Source organism: Zunongwangia pacifica, assembly GCF_023499215.1.
In the GTDB taxonomy this organism is placed as follows: Bacteria; Bacteroidota; Bacteroidia; order Flavobacteriales; family Flavobacteriaceae; genus Zunongwangia; species Zunongwangia pacifica.
Genome location: NZ_JAKHSK010000001.1, coordinates 93,048 through 114,610, shown reverse-complemented (window position 1 = coordinate 114,610; position 21,563 = coordinate 93,048). Strand labels below are relative to the sequence as shown.

Here is a 21,563-nt window from a genome sequence, read left to right as displayed (position 1 = left end):
ACTAAAACAATTAAAATGTTATCATAACTTTTGCTTCAACAATTGCTGAATATTCTAATACAGCTTCTTTCTCTACCGTCACCTTTCCTTTTCCAACAGGTTTCGGTTCACGTGCTTTCCATTGAAGTTTAATATCAGTTTCTGTAGCATCGATTAAATTTCCTTCAAATTTTTCATTTTCAGTTTTAACCTGCAACTTTCTGCCAATATTTTTTTTATACTGTCTGGGAATTTGTAGTGGCTCAGATACTCCGGCCGACGTTACTTCTAAAGAAAAATCTTCTTCTTCCCTGTCTAAATTATGCTCTACCTTACGGCTAACATACATACAATCTTCAACAGAGACACCTTTATCGCCATCGATAACCACTCTTATCTGATTATCTGGTGTTACAATAAGATCAATCAAAAATAATGAATTATTCTCTTCAAATGCTTCTTGTAGCAACTTTTCTACGTTCTCCTTCAACTTCATACTGGTTATAAAAAGAGGGGACTTTATGTCCCCTCGCTGTACTTTTTTAGTTTCAACGTTGCAAATATAATAATAATTCCCGAGAAAGAAAACCAGGCATTTAGGCAAAAAACTTTGTAAATTTAAGATACGAACCAAAAAATTTAAATTTTGCCCGAAATGAAAAAAATTCTTGTACCTACAGATTTCTCCAAAGAAGCTGAAAATGCTTTAAAAACCGCCGCAATACTTGCCAAAAAGTTTGAAGCTGAAATTTATTTGCTTCATATGCTGGATCTCCCCTTAAACCTAATTGATCCTGTGCAGGGAAACAGCCAAAATGTTCCTGAAGCATTATATTTTATGAAGCTGGCTCATCTTCAATTCAGTAAAATCAAACAAAGTGAATACCTAAACGATATTCCGGTTAACGAAGCGGTGCAATTTAATTACGCATTTAAAGGGATTACAGAATTTGCCAAAAACAATCAGTGCGACCTTATCGTTATGGGATCTCACGGAAGCAGCGGATTTCAGGAAATGTTTATAGGATCGAATACAGAAAAAGTGATTCGTCAATCTGAAATACCAGTATTAGTAATTAAAGAAGAGTCGAAAGATTTTAAAATTGAAAAGTTCATTTTTGCCACCGATACTGAAATCAATAACAGAAAAACGCTTTTAAAAGCCATTGAATTTTCGAAGCTTTTTGAGGCCGAATTACATCTGCTTTTTGTAAATACACCAAACAATTTCACAACCACCAAGCAAGCTTATGCAGATTTAGAGGAGTTTCTACAAGAAATGAGACTTACCACCATCAAAAAACATATCTATAATGATATTAGTGTGGAAAAGGGGATTTTAAATTTTGCCGAGAAAATTAAGGCCGATCTCATAGGCATAAGTACACATGGTCGCAAAGGTTTAGCTCATTTTTTTAACGGAAGCATTAGCGAAGACCTGGTAAACCACGCTAAACGACCTGTGATTACCTTTAAAATTTAGGTAAAGGTTTTAAGCGCTCCTTTTTTTATACAGGACCAAAAGTAATTCCAAAAAGATTTAGTTCTATCTCGGGTTATCTCTAAACCCTTATTTACATTTTCACCACTTTCGCCATTATGTTTTACAAAAACATTGGCGATGGTGGTTAATATTCCACTTTTTTGGGTGCCATCTTTTTTTAGTACTTCGATTTTAAAATCCTTATAAGCTATATCCACTCCACCAGTAGCCACATTTCGATTCCCCGAAAAATTAAAATCCATATTAGTAATATCACCTTCTGCTTTCACATTCATCCCCGATTTTAAAAAGCCATTCATATTTTTAGCTGATAGCGTCCCCATTTTTCCAGAAATCGAGAACCAATCACTTAGGTTGTTCACTTTAAAGCCCCAATTTATTTGCAACTGTGCCTGGTTCATAAAATCGGCATTCGCAATAACCCTGGTCGTAGGAAACTCGGCTTTATTACTAAAATTAGTAAGATTAGATATTTCTCCCTGTACATTTTTAAATACAACATTGCCCGGCGGCCGATCTAATTTTATACGCTCTTCATAAACTATCCTTGTATTTCCTACCTTTAAAGTATCCAGTTTAAGCAAAAATGGCAATTTTCTTAACATTTCGCTGTACATCGGTTTTATGCTGGTATCATCGGGCAGGGTTTTATCCCTGTATATCTGAAAATCTGCTTTATGAATTAAAAATCTTGAGGCCATAAACAAAAGACTATCGTTTTTAAAACCGAAATCCTGATCTTCAATCGCAAGACTATCAACGGTTAAGTCATAACGATCTTTCTCGATAGGCGTATTTTGTTGAAATTCTTCTTTCGAATAAACCGATTTTAACAACAGTCCTTTTACCAAACTTTTTCTTTTCTGAAGCTCAACTTTAGCCACCTGCATGATATGTCTTTCGTCCACCTTCAAGGAAATTGAATCCGCATCTAAGTTGAAATTTTCAAACTCAAATGGAATCTTTTTTTGAATACTAACACCATCTATTTGTAAATTATTAAGCTGAAAATGGAAAGTTTTCACCTTCATTTTTTCTTCAGAAACACTATCCAACAAAGCAAAATTCCCATGATTCAGCATAATCTTTTCAACTGAAATACGCTTATTAAGCTCTTTTGAAGTCGAGTTCCCCTTTGTCGCAATAGCGTCTTTTTCCTTCGACTTATTTTTTTCAGCGCGATAGATTATTTCGGGATCACTAATTTCGATAGTATTAAGTTCAATATTGTTTTCAATGAGAAATTCCCAGTAATCCAATCCGCTAACTTCTAATTTCTCTGAACGGATATTCACCTCTCCTCGCTTTAAACGAATTTTCGATAATTCAGCACTATTTTTAAAAACCTGCACCTGGAGTCTATCGAATTTTAATTCTGGCAACTGTTCCTGAAGTAAGCTTACAGCCTTTTTCTCGACAAAAGAATTGAGAAATAATCCAACAATAAAAAGCAAGATTAAAACGACCAATATTGGTATAAATACTTTAATTTTCTTTTTCAAAATAAAAGGCTTTTAATTGAAATTTACGATACTTAAACCCAGCGGTACGTAAGATTAAGAATATTTAACTAAAAAGTCGATTTTGAATAAAATGGACACGTTAAATTTAAGTCAAAGCTGATAATTTGTTACACAATAACCGGGATTAGGATATATATTTGCAATTATTAACTAAATAACCAATGATTTTAAAGCTATCTATAAAAATACTGTTTATTATTGCTGAGATTTTCTTAGCATTTTACAGTTTTGCTATGAGCGATAGCTTACTGGTAAAGTTCATCTTTTTTGCCTTTACTGCAGTAATTATTGCATTCGCACTTACCAAAATCACTAATAAATTTTTACCGGTAGATAAAGATTATATTTCCCAAGAGCAGGAAGATGGTGTTGTTGATGGCGAATAAAATTGGCCTATGCGCTTAATTTCAATTTCAGACACTCATAACAAGCATAAGAATTTAGAAATCCCCAAAGGAGACTTTCTTATTCACTGTGGAGACTTTACAGAAGGCGGCACAAGACTGGAAACCTTAAATTTTCTACAATGGTTTTCAAAACAACCACATCGGTATAAAATTTTAGTTGCCGGAAATCATGATTTCTTTTTAGAAAAACATCGTAATCACCTAAAAGACCTTATTCCAAAAAACATTCATTATTTAAAAGATCAAGGAATTACAATTGAAGGCTTAAAAATTTGGGGAAGTCCTTACACGCCTGGGAATGGAAATTGGGCATTTAACCTTGAAAGAGGAAGGACGATTCGGAAAAAATGGAACCTAATTCCACATAATACTGATATCCTAATTACCCACACACCTCCTTACGGGATTTTAGATGAAAGTAAAACGTATAAGAATATTGGCTGTGAAGAATTATTAAAGCAAATAGTAGACATAAAACCGCAATTACATTTGTTTGGCCATGTTCACGATGACTTCGGAAAGAAAAACATTGGGCCTACTCTATTTATAAATTCAGCCGTAATGGATAGCAAAAATAGACTGATTAATGGAATAAGTATTGTTGAGCTATAAAAGAAAGCTACTGCTCCTTTAAAGACTGAATAAAATCAACACGATATTGCCTCAAGACATCTACCAGCCTTGGAGCTCCCATTCTATATTTAAGACCTACACGATCTTCGTTATTATAGGTGTATTCCCATCGAAACTCCTCGGTAGTTCTAAGCTGAACTTTTTTAGTTTTAAAAATATTACCAGGAAAAATAGGGATCGCAAATTGAAAACCAGCCGTAGCCCCATTTTGGGTATACGTACCAAAAAGACCTACATCAACAAGTCCAAATTGTTTTATAAGATCTACCCGACCGCCAAAATCCTCATAAATAAATCGACCTACACTTGCCCTCACATTAAGGTTTTCTATCGGTAAATGATACTCGATGTCTGCCAAAAAATGTACTTTACTCATATTTGAGAATATAACATCCCTAAACCCATCCTCATAATAAAATCCCGTTAAACCAGCTTCTATACCTACACTCCAATTTTTAGAGGGCAGCCCATATCGATATTGCACATCCAGACCGTAGCGATCGTTATGATAGGTGCCATAGGAAATATTAGCGAAATGCCCAGGCTTAAATTGGGTAAAATAACTAATCATACTAGGAGCAACACGAGACTCCATACTCGTATTATTTAAAGAATTTTGAATAGGAATAACCAAACCGGTTTGTGCGCTTAACCCTTTGGCCAGATAAATTCGAGTATCTACAATAGCATCAAACACCGTTTGAAATGGACTCGAATAATATCCAAACCTGGCAGCCACAAAAGGCCTTATCCTAATATTAAATCGATAATTTTTAAAGGGTCTATTATTTGCATTATAAAATTCTAAATCCGCAGAAGATAGGGTATTAAAATTATAGGAATCTGCATTATATTTCCCAATAGGCACATTATGGTGCAACGGAATCCATTCTATATGCTTTCCCTCTACAAAGCTTGAGACTATATCATTTGCAAAGCGCATACTATGATATGGACTCCTGAACTCCCTGAACTCAAAAAATATTTTTAGAGTATCTTCTTTTTCTTCTATAAGCACATTTTCAAAACCCTCATCATAGAGTGCTTTTTCCAGCTCCTGACCTGAAAATGCCAAGGTGATCAGAAAGAATAAAACAAAAAGGACATTATTTCTTTTCATATCTTCTTAATGATCTGGGTAAAAAATGTAGTGAAAATTGCAGGTTAATATTAAAAGCTAGCTCTTTTCCTTCAAAAGTATAGGCTTGCAACATAATGTGCTCATTCCATAGTTTTGCATACACACCGGCATTAAAGGTAGAAGTATTATATTCCAGACTCGCTCCTAAAAAATGTAAAGGTTCGTAAGAAACCCCACCATAAACACCTGTTAAATATGTATTATTGCCAAACGATTGCTTTTTTCTAAACTGCAGACTTTCCCAAAAATTGTTATCATCTTCTAAATTTCTATAAAGAAAATAAGGAGAACCATAACCTAAAGAAACCTGAAATTTCCCTAATGAGGATTGAAAATTCTTAGTAGCCACTAAATAATCATGTGAAATAACAGGAGACCTAGACCCGGGAGGTGTCCACCCTAAAACAATGGCAGGCCAATACTGCTTTTCTTTTAGTATCCTGAACCTAAAATCTAACTGACGATCCCCCACTCCAATCTTATCAGAAATTTCGGACCGATAAAAAATCCCAAAATTAACCTCCATAAACTGGGTAAGCTTAACTCTAACACTATAAACATCAACATCGTTTTCTTCCGATCCTGGACTAAAAGTATCATCTGAATAGGCCGCTGGTATAAAACCATAAGAAAAGCCAAGTTCATGACCATCCTTCCAATCTGCGGTAGGGATGGTCATGTAGCCTGGCTTACCTAAAAAATTGTTCTGACTATATCCGTAAATAGACAAAAGCAATAAAAACAAAAAACCTGTTGTTTTAATAAAAGATTTAAACAACAGGTTTTCTTGTAACATATATTTTAATATAATTATGCTTCTATATTATTGACTAAGAACCAGATCCCTGATTATGACAGTTGGCCAAACCATCGGCTAAAATAGCATCTGCATCTTCTTTAGCTATCTGATAATTGGCAGTCACAGCAGCATCCTTCTCGTCTTTTCTTGTCTGAGTAGCAGCCTCTTCAGTAGTTTTTGCTGCATTGATAACAGTTTCAGCAGCATCATACCAAGTCTGAATTTCCATTCTTCCTTCCAAAGCAACTAAAAATGCCATCAACTTTAATTCTTCCTCAGCAACGTCTAAACCTGCTGCAGCGGCTAAAAATTCATCAGCAACTATTTCAATTTCAGCAGCGAAGGCATCAGCATCACCATCAATTTCCGCTATTCTTGTTGTATATCTAGTACCTGCAGCTTCCATTCTTCTATTAAAGTTAGCTAAAATGGTTGCTAATTGATCATCACGTGTTGCTTGACGGGTAGCAATTATTTCATCATAAGCCTCACGATATATATCTTCACAAGGTGCATCCACAACCTGAGCTACAGGATCCAATTCAACACCTACATTCAATACTTGAATACCATCTTTCCCATATACAGAAGCCGTTGCGCTAGTTCCAAAATCAAAGGTGATTTCTGGTAACAAAGCCATAATATCAGCCGGTATAGCCGCAATGATAGCATCAACATCAGCTTGAACATCAGAAGGTAAATCCTGATCAATATCTAACATCCCTGCAATCTGATCTTCTGTCAAAGTAGAAGCAACAGTTTTTGCACTTTGAGGAACATTTGCATTAGTTGTTTGAAGACTATTATAAATTGCCTTACTTTCTGCACTCAAATCATCAGTACTTGTTGCTGCTTTAAAATCTGCCGCTGCAGTAGTTGTTGCCTCAGGGGTAGCAACCTCAGCTTCAACATCAGGCTCAGTTACTGTAGGATCCTCATCCTCTAATTCAGGCATTTCTTCAACACCTTCCTCAAATTCCTTTTTTACTTCTTCTCCAGTAATAACTGGCCCAGGGTTATCATCATCATCACTACAATTATACAATGTAACTGATGTCAAAATTAAAAAAGCGAAAAAGGCCGCTCTTCGCCATGAATTGTTAAAATTCGTTTTCATAAGCATTGGTTTAAGTTAATATAATTATCTGTTAAGTTGTAAATTCATTTAAAACATTTGTCGAAGATAAAAAAATATCTTGTATTTAAAACATTTAACCACAAATCTTTGAATCTAATTTAAAGTTTTATCAAATTCATTTAAATTAATAACATATAAAAAATAAAATTAAAAAGTTCACACTTTAAATAAAAAAAATAATAAGATTAATAAAATCTATATTTTAATCAAAATACTTCTTGATTTTATCTATAAAACTTTCATCCTCAGAATATCCATACGAATAGCCATATTTATTCCCATAGTACCCAAAGTTCGCGGTGTCCACATCGTTCAACACAAAACTAATGTCATGCAACTTTCCTGCCTCCTTAGAATCAATTGGGAATTGCAATAAAGCTTTTTCTGTGTATGAGGCCCTTACCACGTAAAGCGTAATATCAGCATACTGGCTGATCAAGAAAGTATCAGCGACAAGCATACAAGGTGCTGTATCAAGAATTATATAATCGTATTGCTCTTCTAGCATACCCAACATCTCCCCGAGTCTACGATGCCTTAATAATTCTGAAGGATTTGGAGGTATGCTCCCTGAAGTCAAAAAGTCTAAATTCTTATTAAATTTCGTTTGCTCAATAAGATTATTTAATTGTAAATCTTCATTAATTAAATAATCACTAACCCCCAAGTGTTTCCTTGATCCCACATCATACCGCTGCAGCTGAGGATTACGTAAATCTGCTCCTACCACAATTACTTTTTTGCCCATATTCGCAAGAGTCAATGCTAAGTTTATAGAAGTAAACGTCTTCCCTTCTCCTTTAACCGTGGATGTAACCAACATTTTAATCCCCTTTTGCTTATCAGTTTTATTAATCAGTAAATACTGCATGTTGGTAATTGCAATCCTAAAGGACTCGGCTAACACCGAACGATCTGCCTCGGTGATTAAATGATTCTCTTTTTTATCAATTCTGGGAATTTCACCAACTATTGGAATTTGTTTTGCTTTTCTTTCTAAATCCCCTCTATTCTTCACCTTATTATTAAGAAGATTTTTACCATAAATAATTCCAAATGGAATTAACAAACCTATTACCAATCCTCCTAACAATACCAATTTAGATTTTGGAGCTACGGGATTCACGTTAGTATAAGCATTATCCACAATTTTTGCTTTGGGTGCCGTGACAGCTAATGATAACGAATTTTCTTCTCTTTTTTGCAGTAAGAATAAATATAGTGCTTCTTTAATTTGTTGCTGACGATCTATTCCTCGATAAGTACGTTCCATAGATGGAACATCAGAAATTCTAGATTGGATTAATTCTGACTCATTTTCTAGCTCATTTAACGATATATCTAAATTGGATTTTAAGCGTTGTAAACTTTGCGTAACCACAGAACGTGTTTGATTAATCTGACGATCTAAATTTTTAATAACTGGGTTCTTTTCTGTAGAGGATTCTAAAATTCGATTACGCTGTAAGACTAATTCGTTATAATCTGAAATCTGTTGGTTGACACCTTCTCCTTCTATTCCTAAATTCATAGGCAATAGATCCGAATTATCTCCTTTTTGTAAAAAATCCAACATCGCCTTTGCTAATTGCGATTGAGTGGTAACTCTTTGTCGCTCTTTTTTAAAATCACTTGCGTTATTTAAAAAAATCTCAGATTCAGCCTTTATATCAGTTAGCTTTTTATCTTCTTTAAATTCTTCTTTATTTATTTCAACTGAATCTAACTCTGAATTAATTACTTTTAAGCGTTCATCAATGAATTCAGCGGTATTAGAAGCTACTAAATTTTTATCGATTATTGCTTCTTTATTATACTCTACTATTAATTGATCTAATATATCTTGAGCTTTTGCAGGAATATGATCATCTAAACTTAGATCTATTAAAGTTGAATTATCATCGACCAATGCAACTTTTAATTTTGATTTGTACACCGCAACGATATTTTCAAGGTTGGAAATCTTAAAACTAAACTCCCCACTATCTTTTTCTGGTTGTATGTAATTAGTATTTTTTCGAATAACTATATCCGCAAAACCTATATTTAAAGGATCTCCAAATTTACCCTTTAACTTTTTATCAATATTTTCAGAATAAATTTCAAAACCTTCTTTATTCTCTTTAATGGTAAAAAAATTAATTTCATTTTCTACAGCTTTATTTAAATCTTCATCATTAAGACTTAAAATACTAACTTTAAAAGGGTTATTTTTATAGAGTTCTTTTGTAATTAAAAAATCTGAGTAATAATATTGAATATTTAAATCTAAAGATTTGATAGTTTTAGTCATCATCCGCTTAGATTCCAACAACCCAATCTCGTTCTCGATACTGCTTGTTTTTAAACCTTCGAGTACTCCTAAATCAGCAAAAGAAGACAGACCAGAAGTTGCTGGAGATTTAGTATCCTCATCTTTTATGATAATACTAGCAGTTGTCGAATAAATTGGTGTTGCTAATTTTAAATAGAAAAAAGCCAGAATTAACGCTATCCCAGCAGACATTACGAACCAAGGCCAATATTTTAAATATTTCTCGAGTTCTTCTCGAATGTTAATTTCTTCTTCCTGGAAATTAGTATTCTCGTTCATAAAATTATCGGGTTATTAATACGACAAGTGAAACCAAAACCGAAGCTATAGATATATATACAGAAGCATTTCGGTTGTAACTAGCAGACTGTCTTTGTGGTCCATTAGGTTCAACATATACAACATCGTTTTGTTGTAAATAATAATATGGAGAATTGATGACATTGGCATCTGTTAAGTCTAAATAAGCATATTTTTTCTGCCCATTCTCTTTTTCTCTAACTACCAAAACATTTTTACGCTTTCCATAGATACTCATGTCACCCGCTAGCCCCAATGCTTTAGGCAAACTAACATATTCATCGGTAATAGCAAATGTACCGGGACGATTCACTTCTCCTAACACACTAATTTGAAAATTTGTTATTTGAACATTCACTATCGGGTTTTGTACATATTCTGCTATTTCATTTTCTAATTTCTTAGAAACTTCTTTCCGATCTAAACCAGCTACTTTTAAAGAACCTAATACCGGAAATTGTATTTCTCCATCACTATTTACCAAATAGGTTTGCAAAGTTGGTGTACCACTTACTCGAATTTCTCCATTCTGACTTCCTACGCTATTACCTAGATATGGTAAATTGAATGGCATAGTTGCTTCAATTTCTTCTGCAGACACAGTAATAGCCAGCCTATCATTAGGCTTTATTTGTAAGTTATTAAAAGTTTGTGTAGAATTAGTTTGCACTTGTAAATTTTCCATATCTTGGAAGTAAACAATTTCTTCTCGAGACACACAAGAGGTGACAAGAACACCTATCAATAAAAAATAAAATAAACTTAATTTCAAAATCTGTAGTATTTTTGGCTAATATAGTTTTTTTAATACGGTAAAATAAATTCAGTTTTCTTAATATGCTTTTTCTTCTCCTCTAATTGCGTTTAGAACGGTTTTAACAATTATCTTTATATCTAACAACAGGGACCATTTTTCAACATAAAAAATATCTAAACGTGTTCTATTTATAATATCAGACTGCTGTACAATCTCTCCTCGATACCCCTTAACCTGAGCTAATCCTGTAATACCCGGTTTAGCAAAATGACGAACTAAATATTTATCAACGGAATGTTGGTACTCTTTAGTATGAGCTTCCATATGAGGTCTCGGCCCAACTACACTCATATCTCCTTTAAACACATTAATAAATTGAGGTAATTCATCGATACTCGTTTTTCGAATAAACTTACCTATTTTAGTCAAACGGGTATCATTCTTGGTCATCATTTTGGTATTCGCTTCTTTATTAACCGCCATCGACCGAAATTTATAACAGAAGAAAGATTCTTTATTAAAACCATGTCTTTTTTGTTTAAAAAAAACAGGCCCTTTAGATTCTATCTTTATCAAGACACCAATAATAGGCACTAACCATGAAAGAATAAAAATACATACCAATAAAGAAAAAACAATATCAAATGCCCGCTTGGAATATTTAGCAACATCCGTATCCAAAGGTAATTTTCTTAGATTCAAAACCGGCACACTTCCAAACAACTCAACATTCATAGCTCTAGTATAAATCTCTTTATTATCCGGAATAATTTTTATACGTTTAAGATTGTTATCGGCATAATTAATTAAACTACTGAGTTCTTCGGAAGTAAGTCTGGAGGCCATACAATATATTTCTTCGACATTTTCTTTTCGTAAGTACGGAATACAATCTTCTATTTTGCCTAGATAAGTTATACTCTTCGAGCTATTGTTATCAAAATACCCCAGATACCTATAACCAAGTTCTGGCATATCGAAAACTTGTCTAATTTTTTTTAATTTTCGATCTCGACCAATTACAACGACACTAGCTAAATTCCCTCCTTCTGCACGGTAGATATTTCGCAAATAATAAAAGATCCAACGATATACCGTAATTGAACCAAAAACCACCAATAGAACCTTCAATTGATAAATAGCACTATAATCTATTACTCGAAAAGCTAAATTAGAAAAATAAGCTAACGTATAAATCATAAATAAATAAAGTAGCTTATGAAAATTTGTAAAAAACCGTTCAGTCCTCTTAGTAGGGTAAAAGTTAAGGGCAAAAGAAATTAACAACCAACTTATATTATAATACGTAATAGAGACCAGACTTAAATAAGTTGATGCGGTGAGAAAATATAATGATGCATTTATAATAAATAAATGAACTAAAATAGAAATTGGTACAATTAAAGAAGACTTTCTCATAGTATTTCTTTGCGATTTTTAAAAGCTATTAGTTTGATTGTATATTCTTTTTCAAATCGTCAATTAAATTTTCAGAAGCATAATCACCAATCTTTAATTTTATTTCTTTTTCGTCTCGCTGCTTTATTTTTATTTTTTCATATAATTCTTCTTTAGATTTTGCTACATCAACATAACCTAATTCTTCAAAATATTTAGCAGTTGCAATTTGATGATCACTTCTGTGTTCTCCAAGCTTTCTTTCTCTTGGAAAAACTATAATTTTTTTCGATTTTACTAATGAAGAAATTATAGTTCCCATCCCAGCATGTGCTATTATCAAATCAGCTCTTTCAAATAATTTATTGAATTCTTGGGGAGGAAGAAAATCCAAAACAGTCATATGTTCTACATTAAGTTTCGTTTTAGTTGAAACTTGTGCTATTACCTCTTCTCCTACAGATTCAGCTATTTCATCCATACTCTTTATCAGCCTATCGAATGGCTCTTGAGTTCCTATTGTAACAAATATCATTTTAAAACATTTCCTTTAAATTTAACCTTATCGTCAGCTAGATGGGGCCATTGAGTATAGACATGATCCGCTACTTTTTTTGCAATTTTACAACTCATCGAGAGCTCCTCACAATTTGCAATACTATCAACCCAAATTGTTTTAGCTTTAAAAAGCTTTCCTATAAATATTGCCATTAAACCTGGCGCAGCTCCTGTCGTTATTACAACATTGGGCTTCTCCAACAAAAAAATCTTGCGTAATTGCATTATCGCTTTGAAAAGTCCTTTTTTATCAGATCGATTACCATCAGCAATTGCATAAAATTTTTCATTAGAAACCATTTTACCAAAACTTTGCTTAGTGCTAACAAAAACAACTTCTGATCCTTTAAAAGCAGGTATTAACCGAAGTAGCTGAATCCAGTGACCTCCCACAGAAGCAATCGCTAATACTTTCATAATTATTTTAATAAATTAATATATTTATTCGTCATTTTTTCAGCTGTCAAATCTTTAACTTTATCTAAAGAAAGAGTTTGATAGTGCTCTATTAAATTCACGTCTTCTTTTAAGCTTTCAATTGCATAACTCCAATCTTTTTCGTCGTTACTTTCAACAATTATCCCTGCATAACTATCAGTTCCTTCAATTTTCAAGAAATTAGTAAAACTAGGTATATCACTACAAATAACAGGCAATCCATAAGACATAGCTTCGATCAAAGAATTACTAAGTCCCTCATATTTAGAAGGGATAACAAATATATCTGTAGCTCTTAGCAATAAGCGAATGTCCTCCCTATTTAAATCTCCTAACAAGACAACTTTATCGCCAACATTAAAATCCTTTATTAAGGAAATAATATTTTCTCGAAGTGGTCCATCTCCGGCCAAATACAAAACTGTATTCTCTAAATATTGCATTGTCTTTATCAAAACATCATGATTTTTTTGATCATGTAATCTACCTACACAAGTTAAAATAAGCTTATCTTTTGGTAAATTAAGTTTATTAACTGCAGATTCTTTAGATATAGAAAAATCTGCTGGTTCTACACAGTTACGAATTACATCAAGTAATTTTTTATATGATTCTGGATAATCATAAAAAGCCTTCATGCCTGCTACTGAATTGCATATGTTATGAGTATAATACCCGTTAGCACCAATATACCTATCTATAACACGGACAATTTTACCATATATGTATGGAGGATTTCTTTGAGAGGCAATACGAATAGGTATTCCTAAATGTTTACCGATAACATTGGAAAAAATATTTGCTAAGGGTAAAAAACTAATAGTAGCATCAGGTTTTTCTTTTTTTAATATATTGTAAAGCTTCCTAAAAACTTTAATATAATCTACTGGTGTATTTAATCTATTACTTAGGTATCTAGCTCCAGCTATTTGAGAATATTGCGATTCTATTTTTTTCAAAAAAATAATTTCACTTTCAGGAATTTTTTTTTTCATCTCCTGATACAGCGTCACTATCATTTTAGGAGCACCCCCATTATTAGAAGAATTTATTACAAAAAATACTTTCATAACTCTTTATCCGAAATATATAGATGTGATATATAGCTCTATTACACCTTAAATTTATAAATTATTTTTATTTAAAATTTTATTATTGGAAACCACAGTAGAATTAGCAGGTACATCTTTAGTTACAATTGCATTTGCTCCTATATTCACTTTTTTCTCTAAAATTACTGGACCTAAAACCACAGCATTAATCCCTATTACCACATTTTCCTCTATAATGGGCTGAGAGAAAAAACTCCCACCAACTTTTCTTTTCTTTCCATTGTTACCTCCTAAAGTTACACCTTGATAAATTTTGACATTTCCATTTATTATAACAGATTTTCCAATAACAATTCCTGCTCCATGTAAAATAACCAACCCTCCTTTTATTACCGCTCTAGGATCGATATCTATAGAAAACAATACTCTATTTAATAACCAAAATAATCTACTAAATGGAACAAGCTTAATTTTATATAAAAAATGACTTATTCTAAAAAAAAGAGCCACATAAAACATTATTTTAGCGAATACTTTTAATTTACTTCCGCAATGTTCTGCCAATGCATTAAAATCTCTACTTACTGACATCATATTTAAAATAAATTTCTAAAATCTTGCTTAGTGGCTGAAGTATATTCACAAACTACTCTACCTAATTTAACTGAGGATAGCATTGCATCAGCTAAAGCATCATAATCATCTACTGGAACTACAAAGCCCTCAACACCATTATTTATTATTCTGCTTATTACCGGAATAGAAGCTGTGGCCGCAACTGGTGTTCCTAAATATAATGCTTCTAAAATTACATTTGGTAATCCTTCATTTTTAGAAGGCAACACTAAGCAATCTGCATACTTCATGAATTTATATGGATTATCTTGAAAACCCATAAAAAAAACCTTACTTTGTATTTTTAAACGCTGAGCCAATTCTAATAATTCGAGATAATAAGGTTCAAAAATCCCTTCTGTATCTCCTAAAATATACAGATGGGCATTTAATTGTGTAGATAAAATTTTAGAGAAAGATTGCAGCAGTACATCTATACCTTTTACAGGATCTATTCTCCCTACAAACACATAATTAATGGTTGACTCTGGAAATGGTGAACAATTTGAAACAGCAATTTTTTTATCTATTGCTTTTTTATTTATAGGATTTGCAAGCGTAACAACTTTATTTTTATTTAACTTTAAAGTGGTAATATGCTCATTATTCATCTCATCAGTTTGGACAATAATAGTTTTTGCAAATCTATAAGCTAGAAATAACCTTATCTTTTGAATTAAGGATTGTGTATATAAATAATTATTGATCCTTATAATTATTTTTACTCTATAAAAAAAAGCTCCGACCATACAAACTCTCCAGTTTATGGGCATTAATGAAGAAAATACAAAATCGGGCTTTTCATTTTTTATTACTTTAAATATTTTGAAAATTAAAAAATCTTTATAAGATTTTACTTTTATAAACTTAATCGTTGAGGTTTTTGGTATAAATTTAGAAATAAGTCCTAAATCTTTTCCTACTATATAAAAAATTTTCTCATATGTAGTATCATCTAAAAAACTGGCTATATTTAAAGTCATTTTTTCGGCTCCACCCGCATAATAATTAACAAAAAAAATAACCTTTTTCTTTTTACTCATTTATTAATACAGTTTTAGGTTTACCAAAAGACGAAAAGGATAAAGCAACTCCTATTACAGGATAAAAGAACTCATAAAAGAAAACTCTTGCATAAATACCACAAAAAAGAATTTCAGCTATAGAAAAAAGTGCTAAAACTTTTAAGTATTTTGGCTGTTTAGATCTCATTACCCCTCTTACGAGTGATATCAAAAAAAGTCCCCATAAAACAAAAGCGATTATACCTCCTTCTGTTATGTGAACCATATATTCTGAATGTAGTGGATAATCCCCATTACTTTTGAATTTAAAGTTCCACATCCCTATTCCTGTCCAAGGAGATTCAGTAAAATATTCCCAACCTAACACATAATACTTTAATCTATCTCCAACAACAGTATCGAAGAGAGTACCTGTTGCGAGATCATTCTTCTTTTGTGATTCTCTTACAGATTCGGTATCGGTTAATCTTTCTCCTAAATCTGTTTCTTTTATAATTAGATCAAAAACAAAAAAACCTAACATCGAAAAAAATAGAAGTACAAAAATTATATTTCTAACTCGTTTACCTTTTAAATATGAATATGCTAGTCCATGTCCAATAATACAAATAAAAAACATAGCTAGTGAATTTCGACTTTGTGTAAATAAAATTACTAATAAAGGTAACATATAGTAAAATGCAGATTTCAATTTACTTAAATTCTTAATCAAAGAATAATAAGCTATATAAACAGCCGATAAAGCTGCTGTCTGCCCTAGCTCTGTAGCAAATATAACACCTGACATTCTACCATGAAATTCATCATTTGAAGCCCCTCCATTAACCACAAAACTTAAAAGAAGATACCCCATAAAACATATAAACAAAGATTTTATTGTTTGTTCAAAATTCTTTCGCGCTAAGTATGTAAAAATAAGAATACAAGAATAAATTTTTATACCGTGCAATAAATCTACGAAATCAACCCCAGGGACTTTTTTATTAACCGCATTACCCCAGTGGTATAAAGTTAGAATTAACCATAAAAATAATGGATATGATAAAGCTAAAGTTCTTAATGCATTATATTTAAGATAGTATATTAGAGCTACCAAAAACATAATAGAAATAACAGCATACTTACCGGGTAAATTAACTACAGCAAAAATAGGAGGTAAGATAAATAATAAAATAATTATCCATCTATCAATTATATATGTTTTTACACTATCTAGCATTTCTATTGCGAATCATTTCTAAGTAAGATACTAATTCTTTCCTCTTAAATAGGATTAGTAGCATTATATAAGATAGCATATAAGCCGTAGATTTAACAACAATGTTTAGAAAAGCATTGAAATCTGTTATCTCTAAAAAAAAGTAAACTAAAAAATAAGGTATAATAGCCAAGATTGTAATTTCAAAAACATACTTTATTTGATGTTTAAAATTATAATCTAAAGAAAGACTTAATGCGTAACAATTAATTAACCATCCTATAATACCATTAACAATAAAAGCTACCAAAATCCCCCACATGGCCCAATAAATACCTATAAAAAGAATTATGAAATTCAAAATTCTTTTATAAACATCAAACTTTAATAAAATATTTGTTTTCCCACTAGCTTTTATATAATTCCGATTTAAAGCTTCAAGTGAAGCCCCTATACTTCCTAAAAATAAAAATGACAACATCCACCCCGAATCTAACCACTTAGACCCTAGCAATATCACAATCAACTCCTTAGAAACTAATGCAGCTAAAAACAATATAGGTATAATAAAAAATGAAAAAACTTTACTAATTTTTTTCATTTTAGCAACAATATCTGATGACTGTAAAAGATTAGGAAAAATAACTCTTTCTAAAGGAAATGCTATAAGCTTTGTAGGTATATCATTAAAACGTTTAGCTTGTGAATAATATCCCGCATCATTTATATTAACCACTTTACCTATTATCTGTACATATATATTATCATATACTAACTTTAACATAGAGCTCCCCAATAAGTTTGAACCAAAACTCCAATGCCTTTTTAGTGATTTCAAAGAATATGATAAACGTGGAGTATAGCCACCAAAAATATAATAGAAAACTACTTGAAATATTTTTAATAAAATTGGCTGTGCCACCAAAGCCCATACGCCATAATCTAAAACAGCTAAAACCACCACACCTAACGATGCCATAATTGCAGCATAAACTAAAATCTTACTCTGTAATTTGAACTTTAATTCTTTAGATAGCAAAGCGCTCTGTATAAGGCAAAAAGAATGTATTATACTAGATAGACCTATTACTTTTATAATATCTGCTAATACCGGAGTGTCATAAAAATCAGCAATAAATCCAGATGTAAAATATAATATCACATAGATTACAACACTAATTAATATATTCGTCCAAAAAAGAGTATGAAGTTCTATCTTTTCAACATCTTTATGATAAATTATAGAACCAGCCATACCCGAATCAATCAACATTTCCGAAATACTCAAGAAAATTGTACACATTGCTACAATACCAAATGCAGATGGAGCTAAAAATCTAGATAAAACCATTGTGGTTATTAACTGGATGAGCATTGTTCCAAATTTACCGGATAGTGATGCTAGTAAATTAGATAATAACTTACTTTTTAATAATGAGTTCATTTATTTACAGTTATCACTTTAGCCGGAATTCCAGCAACTGTACAATTATCAGGTACATCTTTAGTTACAACAGCTCCAGCTCCTATAGTAACATTATTACCAATTTTTAAAGGTGTTAACAAAGTAACCCCAGTGCTTATATAACAATTATCACCTATAGTTATTTTGGAATTTGTATTTGGTTTTTTCTTTCCTATAAGCACCATAGGTAAAACAGTACAATTTTTACCTATACTTCCTACTTTCATTAAATGACGAAAACCAGGATGTATTAATTTAAAACCTGGACCTGCTACATTCACACCTACATAAAATGAATATTTTAATTGAGCATGTCTGTATAAGAATCTCCAAACTTGCTTTTTGAAAATATGGATTATTGATTTACTTTTTACATTATAATAATACTCATAATGTCTAAGAAAAATCATAAATGATACAATTAAAAGACTCTCGCTACCCTTCAACCATAATAAAAATAAATTTTTTGAGGGATATTCTTTCAAGTCCTCATTTAAATATCTTTTTAAATCTTTTTTGGATTTTATCATCTATACTAATATCATTTAATCAATCTATTACGTAACCACTTCCCAACTGGTCTATCTATTTTTTCAGAATAAAATATACTTAAAGGAATCAAACTCAAAACCAAAAGTGATGGAACTATAAAGCCATAATTGTTGCTTCCCCAATAATGAATAATTAAAACTCCGATATTTTGATGGATTAAATATAAAAAGTAAGAAGAAACACCTATCCTAACTAAAAATTTATTTTCAAAAAAACGTAAATATTCTGGATGATATATAAATACATAAAAAAGAACTAGCATGCAAGCATAAATAATTCTTATAATAAAAGATTCATCAATTCCTCCATATATAAATAGAACATATAAAATAAGAAATGCCAAATATAATTTATTTATCAAGCATGTTTTTACATTATCGTGATGATTTTTGTAAAAAATATAAAATATAAAACCTAAACTAAAAAAAGGAATGTAGTTGACTAAATTAAAACCTTTATCAAATATAATTTGGTAGTAATGGAAAAAGCTTTCAGGTAGCAAATTAAACTTAGGAGTTTGTTTAAAAAATTTAACTAGTGTATTTAAACAAATAATAGCAGAAGATACTGCTATATAATTAAAAACGAATCTCTTTTTATTTAAAAAATATAATATACTTGATAATGCATAAAATTGAATTTCTGGCCATAAACTCCAATAAGATCCATCAATATATCCCCAATTTCCTTTAAAAATTGTTTTTAATATCTGAGGAGATATAAAAGTAATACTAGGTATAAAGTTTTTAAATTGATTTGAATTTAAAAATAAAGATTCATCATCTAGAAGTTTAACAAAAATAAATGTAGTAACTGAGGCAAAAATAATAGGAGGCACAAGCCTAATAAATCTTTTTTTCCAGAATACTTTTAAGTTCAAAGTTTTTTCAAGAGTAAAAAAAATCACAAATCCACTAATTATAAAAAAAAACTCAACTCCTAAATATGCATATCCAAAATAATCATATGCATCATCATAAGGATATAGTGATATGTCATTTTTTGGATAAGTCCACCGAGAAAAATAGTGATAAAGTAAAACAGCCAATATAGCTAAAGCTCTAAAACTATCTAAAGCTGAAATTCTTCTTTTCATAAATCAATACTATTTATTTTTATATCTCTCTTTTTTATAAACTTTTCTGTAGAAAGTGAAAGAAGTATTTTTTTCTTTTCGCTTGCACTATTTTTTTTCGTATTAAGGTTGAATTTTTTATTTTTATTTATATAACTATCTATTGTACAAATAAAACTAGCGGGATTACCTCCAACAACACAATTATCAGGTATAGATTTAACCACTACACTCCCTGCTGCAATTAAAACATTATCCCCTATTGAAACTCCGGGCATAATAAGTGAATTATTCCCTATATAAACATAATCTCCTAACTTTATTTTCCCAAAACAATCAAATTCAGGATAAAACTTTCTCACTGCTCCCGCTCCCCCATGTGTAAAAAATTTAACACCATTGGTAATCTGACAATTACTTCCGATTGTAATTAAATATGGCTCAGTACTCCAGAATTTAGAAGCTATAAAATTATTTTTTCCCATCTGAACACCTACTGAACAAGCTTGTTTTTCTAAGGAGAAAAAAATCCACTTTAAGTGACGTATTTTTTTTACAATTTTCTTAATCATAAAGGAATTATTAATCGTCTTAAGATTTATAATATTTTTTATACCATTCCACGAATTTTTGAACTCCTTCTTTTATTTCAGTTGTACTCTTATAACCCAATAATTCTAATTCATGTACATCAGCTGAAGTTCTAGGGACATCTCCTGGCTGCATAGGTAAAAAATCTTTTTCAGCTGTTTTTTCGAGACTATTTTCTATTGCTTCAACAAATGCCATCAAAGGTTGAGGCTTTCCATTTCCTATATTTGCTAAAAAATATGGTACTTCTTTATTTTCCTGTGGTTTTTTATCTATTAAAATTTCGATTCCAGATACAATATCATCAATATAAGTAAAATCTCTACTCATTTCTCCATTGTTGAATATTTTTATAGGTTTACCATTAGATATTGCTTCAGTAAATAAAAATAATGCCATATCAGGACGTCCCCAAGGACCGTAAACTGTAAAAAATCGAAGACCTGTAGTTGAAATACCATAAAGATGACTATAAGTAAATGCCATCAATTCATTACTCTTCTTTGTAGCGGCATATAAACTTATCGGGTGATCCACTCTATCTTCTACAGAAAAAACTTTTTTCGTACTTTCACCATAAACGCTAGAACTACTAGCATACAATAAATGATCAATTTTATGGTGTCGACAACATTCTAATAAATTTAAAAAGCCAACAACATTACTATCAATATAACTTTCTGGATTCTCTATACTATATCGAACTCCTGCTTGAGCGGCTAGATTACATACTATATCAAATTTTTCCAGATCAAATAATTCCGGCAAAGCTATTCTATTCTCTAAGTTCATTCTAATGAAAGAAAACTTTTCAGAGATTTGTTGTTCCGAGCTCTTTTTTTCATTCCAATTTTGAGCATTTTCCTTTGATATGCCTAACTCATTTAATCTTGCGTATTTTAAATTAGTATCATAATAGTCATTTATATTATCAAGCCCAACAACAGTATGACCTTTTTCTAGTAATTTTTTTGATAAATGAAAACCTATAAAGCCTGCAGCTCCTGTAACCAATATTTTCATAGTTTATAATTTTTATATATCTTAATAAAATCAAACACTCATTATTAATGCTTGTAAGAAATTAAAAATTTATTAATT

At 31.2% G+C, this 21,563-nt stretch carries 22 protein-coding genes; 3 read left to right on the top strand and 19 right to left on the bottom strand.

Annotation, left to right across the window (positions count from 1 at the left end; translation table 11 throughout):
- Window positions 1–10: 10 nt before the first annotated feature.
- Complete coding sequence (rimP, locus tag L1967_RS00560) at window positions 11–475, bottom strand: ribosome assembly cofactor RimP (RefSeq protein ID WP_249599767.1); 465 nt, start codon at window positions 473–475, stop codon at window positions 11–13.
- Between the two features lie 159 nt (window positions 476–634).
- Here rimP and L1967_RS00555 point away from each other — a divergent pair, with 159 nt between their 5' ends.
- Window positions 635–1,462: a universal stress protein gene (locus L1967_RS00555; RefSeq protein WP_249599766.1), complete on the top strand. Its 828-nt coding sequence runs from the start codon at window positions 635–637 to the stop codon at window positions 1,460–1,462.
- Here the strand turns inward: L1967_RS00555 and L1967_RS00550 are convergent.
- Complete coding sequence (locus L1967_RS00550) at window positions 1,459–2,985, bottom strand: AsmA family protein (protein ID WP_249599765.1); 1,527 nt, start codon at window positions 2,983–2,985, stop codon at window positions 1,459–1,461. The two genes, L1967_RS00555 and L1967_RS00550, sit on opposite strands and share 4 nt — an antisense overlap.
- A gap of 182 nt (window positions 2,986–3,167) precedes the next feature.
- Here L1967_RS00550 and L1967_RS00545 point away from each other — a divergent pair, with 182 nt between their 5' ends.
- Entirely contained in the window at window positions 3,168–3,392 is a 225-nt protein-coding gene (locus tag L1967_RS00545; RefSeq protein ID WP_249599764.1) for a hypothetical protein, read from the top strand.
- A gap of 9 nt (window positions 3,393–3,401) precedes the next feature.
- Window positions 3,402–4,025 (top strand): metallophosphatase domain-containing protein, encoded by a 624-nt coding sequence (locus L1967_RS00540; protein ID WP_249599763.1) that lies wholly within the window; start codon window positions 3,402–3,404, stop codon window positions 4,023–4,025.
- Between the two features lie 7 nt (window positions 4,026–4,032).
- Here L1967_RS00540 and L1967_RS00535 read toward each other — a convergent pair whose 3' ends face one another.
- From L1967_RS00535 to L1967_RS00455, 17 genes are all read right to left on the bottom strand, one after another.
- Window positions 4,033–5,166, bottom strand: a complete 1,134-nt coding sequence (locus tag L1967_RS00535; protein WP_249599762.1) for a YjbH domain-containing protein — start codon at window positions 5,164–5,166, stop codon at window positions 4,033–4,035.
- On the bottom strand, window positions 5,153–5,983 hold the full coding sequence (locus L1967_RS00530; protein WP_249599761.1) for a YjbH domain-containing protein: 831 nt from the start codon (window positions 5,981–5,983) through the stop codon (window positions 5,153–5,155). The genes L1967_RS00535 and L1967_RS00530 overlap by 14 nt, the downstream gene beginning before the upstream one ends.
- Window positions 5,984–6,017: 34 nt before the next feature.
- Window positions 6,018–7,103, bottom strand: coding sequence for a hypothetical protein (locus tag L1967_RS00525; RefSeq protein WP_249599760.1), 1,086 nt, complete (start codon window positions 7,101–7,103; stop codon window positions 6,018–6,020).
- 223 nt (window positions 7,104–7,326) lie between these two features.
- Window positions 7,327–9,717 carry a GumC family protein gene (locus tag L1967_RS00520; protein WP_249599759.1) on the bottom strand — a complete coding sequence of 797 codons (2,391 nt, stop codon included), beginning with the start codon at window positions 9,715–9,717 and terminating at the stop codon, window positions 7,327–7,329.
- Between the two features lie 4 nt (window positions 9,718–9,721).
- Window positions 9,722–10,510 carry a polysaccharide biosynthesis/export family protein gene (locus L1967_RS00515; RefSeq protein ID WP_249599758.1) on the bottom strand — a complete coding sequence of 263 codons (789 nt, stop codon included), beginning with the start codon at window positions 10,508–10,510 and terminating at the stop codon, window positions 9,722–9,724.
- A 60-nt stretch (window positions 10,511–10,570) separates the two neighbouring features.
- Complete coding sequence (locus tag L1967_RS00510) at window positions 10,571–11,914, bottom strand: undecaprenyl-phosphate glucose phosphotransferase (RefSeq protein WP_249599757.1); 1,344 nt, start codon at window positions 11,912–11,914, stop codon at window positions 10,571–10,573.
- Between the two features lie 28 nt (window positions 11,915–11,942).
- Window positions 11,943–12,428, bottom strand: a complete 486-nt coding sequence (locus tag L1967_RS00505; protein ID WP_249599756.1) for a glycosyltransferase — start codon at window positions 12,426–12,428, stop codon at window positions 11,943–11,945.
- A complete protein-coding gene (locus tag L1967_RS00500) occupies window positions 12,425–12,868 on the bottom strand; it encodes a glycosyltransferase family 28 protein (protein WP_249599755.1) in 444 nt (147 codons plus the stop codon). Before L1967_RS00500 ends, L1967_RS00505 begins: the two co-directional genes overlap by 4 nt.
- A gap of 2 nt (window positions 12,869–12,870) precedes the next feature.
- A complete protein-coding gene (locus L1967_RS00495) occupies window positions 12,871–13,959 on the bottom strand; it encodes a glycosyltransferase (RefSeq protein WP_249599754.1) in 1,089 nt (362 codons plus the stop codon).
- Between the two features lie 54 nt (window positions 13,960–14,013).
- Entirely contained in the window at window positions 14,014–14,535 is a 522-nt protein-coding gene (locus tag L1967_RS00490; protein ID WP_249599753.1) for a serine O-acetyltransferase, read from the bottom strand.
- A gap of 2 nt (window positions 14,536–14,537) precedes the next feature.
- Window positions 14,538–15,599: a glycosyltransferase gene (locus tag L1967_RS00485; RefSeq protein WP_249599752.1), complete on the bottom strand. Its 1,062-nt coding sequence runs from the start codon at window positions 15,597–15,599 to the stop codon at window positions 14,538–14,540.
- Window positions 15,592–16,800: an O-antigen ligase family protein gene (locus L1967_RS00480; protein ID WP_249599751.1), complete on the bottom strand. Its 1,209-nt coding sequence runs from the start codon at window positions 16,798–16,800 to the stop codon at window positions 15,592–15,594. Before L1967_RS00480 ends, L1967_RS00485 begins: the two co-directional genes overlap by 8 nt.
- Window positions 16,790–18,223 carry a lipopolysaccharide biosynthesis protein gene (locus L1967_RS00475; RefSeq protein ID WP_249599750.1) on the bottom strand — a complete coding sequence of 478 codons (1,434 nt, stop codon included), beginning with the start codon at window positions 18,221–18,223 and terminating at the stop codon, window positions 16,790–16,792. Before L1967_RS00475 ends, L1967_RS00480 begins: the two co-directional genes overlap by 11 nt.
- Window positions 18,220–18,774, bottom strand: a complete 555-nt coding sequence (locus L1967_RS00470; RefSeq protein WP_249599749.1) for a serine O-acetyltransferase — start codon at window positions 18,772–18,774, stop codon at window positions 18,220–18,222. Before L1967_RS00470 ends, L1967_RS00475 begins: the two co-directional genes overlap by 4 nt.
- 11 nt (window positions 18,775–18,785) lie before the next feature.
- On the bottom strand, window positions 18,786–19,892 hold the full coding sequence (locus L1967_RS00465) for an acyltransferase family protein (RefSeq protein WP_249599748.1): 1,107 nt from the start codon (window positions 19,890–19,892) through the stop codon (window positions 18,786–18,788).
- Complete coding sequence (locus L1967_RS00460) at window positions 19,889–20,443, bottom strand: acyltransferase (RefSeq protein WP_249599747.1); 555 nt, start codon at window positions 20,441–20,443, stop codon at window positions 19,889–19,891. The genes L1967_RS00465 and L1967_RS00460 overlap by 4 nt, the downstream gene beginning before the upstream one ends.
- Before the next feature lie 19 nt (window positions 20,444–20,462).
- On the bottom strand, window positions 20,463–21,485 hold the full coding sequence (locus L1967_RS00455; protein WP_249599746.1) for an NAD-dependent epimerase: 1,023 nt from the start codon (window positions 21,483–21,485) through the stop codon (window positions 20,463–20,465).
- Between the last annotated feature and the right edge of the window lie 78 nt (window positions 21,486–21,563).

Excerpts from the sequence above, each read along its gene's own strand:
- rimP (WP_249599767.1), bottom strand. The coding sequence starts at position 475 with ATGAAGTTGAAGGAGAACGTAGAAAAGTTGCTACAAGAAGCATTTGAA.
- L1967_RS00555 (WP_249599766.1), top strand. The coding sequence starts at position 635 with ATGAAAAAAATTCTTGTACCTACAGATTTCTCCAAAGAAGCTGAAAAT.
- L1967_RS00545 (WP_249599764.1), top strand. The coding sequence starts at position 3,168 with ATGATTTTAAAGCTATCTATAAAAATACTGTTTATTATTGCTGAGATT.
- L1967_RS00540 (WP_249599763.1), top strand. The coding sequence starts at position 3,402 with ATGCGCTTAATTTCAATTTCAGACACTCATAACAAGCATAAGAATTTA.
- L1967_RS00535 (WP_249599762.1), bottom strand. The coding sequence starts at position 5,166 with ATGAAAAGAAATAATGTCCTTTTTGTTTTATTCTTTCTGATCACCTTG.
- L1967_RS00530 (WP_249599761.1), bottom strand. The coding sequence starts at position 5,983 with ATGTTACAAGAAAACCTGTTGTTTAAATCTTTTATTAAAACAACAGGT.
- L1967_RS00525 (WP_249599760.1), bottom strand. The coding sequence starts at position 7,103 with ATGAAAACGAATTTTAACAATTCATGGCGAAGAGCGGCCTTTTTCGCT.
- L1967_RS00520 (WP_249599759.1), bottom strand. The coding sequence starts at position 9,717 with ATGAACGAGAATACTAATTTCCAGGAAGAAGAAATTAACATTCGAGAA.
- L1967_RS00510 (WP_249599757.1), bottom strand. The coding sequence starts at position 11,914 with ATGAGAAAGTCTTCTTTAATTGTACCAATTTCTATTTTAGTTCATTTA.
- L1967_RS00505 (WP_249599756.1), bottom strand. The coding sequence starts at position 12,428 with ATGATATTTGTTACAATAGGAACTCAAGAGCCATTCGATAGGCTGATA.
- L1967_RS00500 (WP_249599755.1), bottom strand. The coding sequence starts at position 12,868 with ATGAAAGTATTAGCGATTGCTTCTGTGGGAGGTCACTGGATTCAGCTA.
- L1967_RS00495 (WP_249599754.1), bottom strand. The coding sequence starts at position 13,959 with ATGAAAGTATTTTTTGTAATAAATTCTTCTAATAATGGGGGTGCTCCT.
- L1967_RS00490 (WP_249599753.1), bottom strand. The coding sequence starts at position 14,535 with ATGATGTCAGTAAGTAGAGATTTTAATGCATTGGCAGAACATTGCGGA.
- L1967_RS00485 (WP_249599752.1), bottom strand. The coding sequence starts at position 15,599 with ATGAGTAAAAAGAAAAAGGTTATTTTTTTTGTTAATTATTATGCGGGT.
- L1967_RS00480 (WP_249599751.1), bottom strand. The coding sequence starts at position 16,800 with ATGCTAGATAGTGTAAAAACATATATAATTGATAGATGGATAATTATT.
- L1967_RS00475 (WP_249599750.1), bottom strand. The coding sequence starts at position 18,223 with ATGAACTCATTATTAAAAAGTAAGTTATTATCTAATTTACTAGCATCA.
- L1967_RS00470 (WP_249599749.1), bottom strand. The coding sequence starts at position 18,774 with ATGATAAAATCCAAAAAAGATTTAAAAAGATATTTAAATGAGGACTTG.
- L1967_RS00465 (WP_249599748.1), bottom strand. The coding sequence starts at position 19,892 with ATGAAAAGAAGAATTTCAGCTTTAGATAGTTTTAGAGCTTTAGCTATA.
- L1967_RS00460 (WP_249599747.1), bottom strand. The coding sequence starts at position 20,443 with ATGATTAAGAAAATTGTAAAAAAAATACGTCACTTAAAGTGGATTTTT.
- L1967_RS00455 (WP_249599746.1), bottom strand. The coding sequence starts at position 21,485 with ATGAAAATATTGGTTACAGGAGCTGCAGGCTTTATAGGTTTTCATTTA.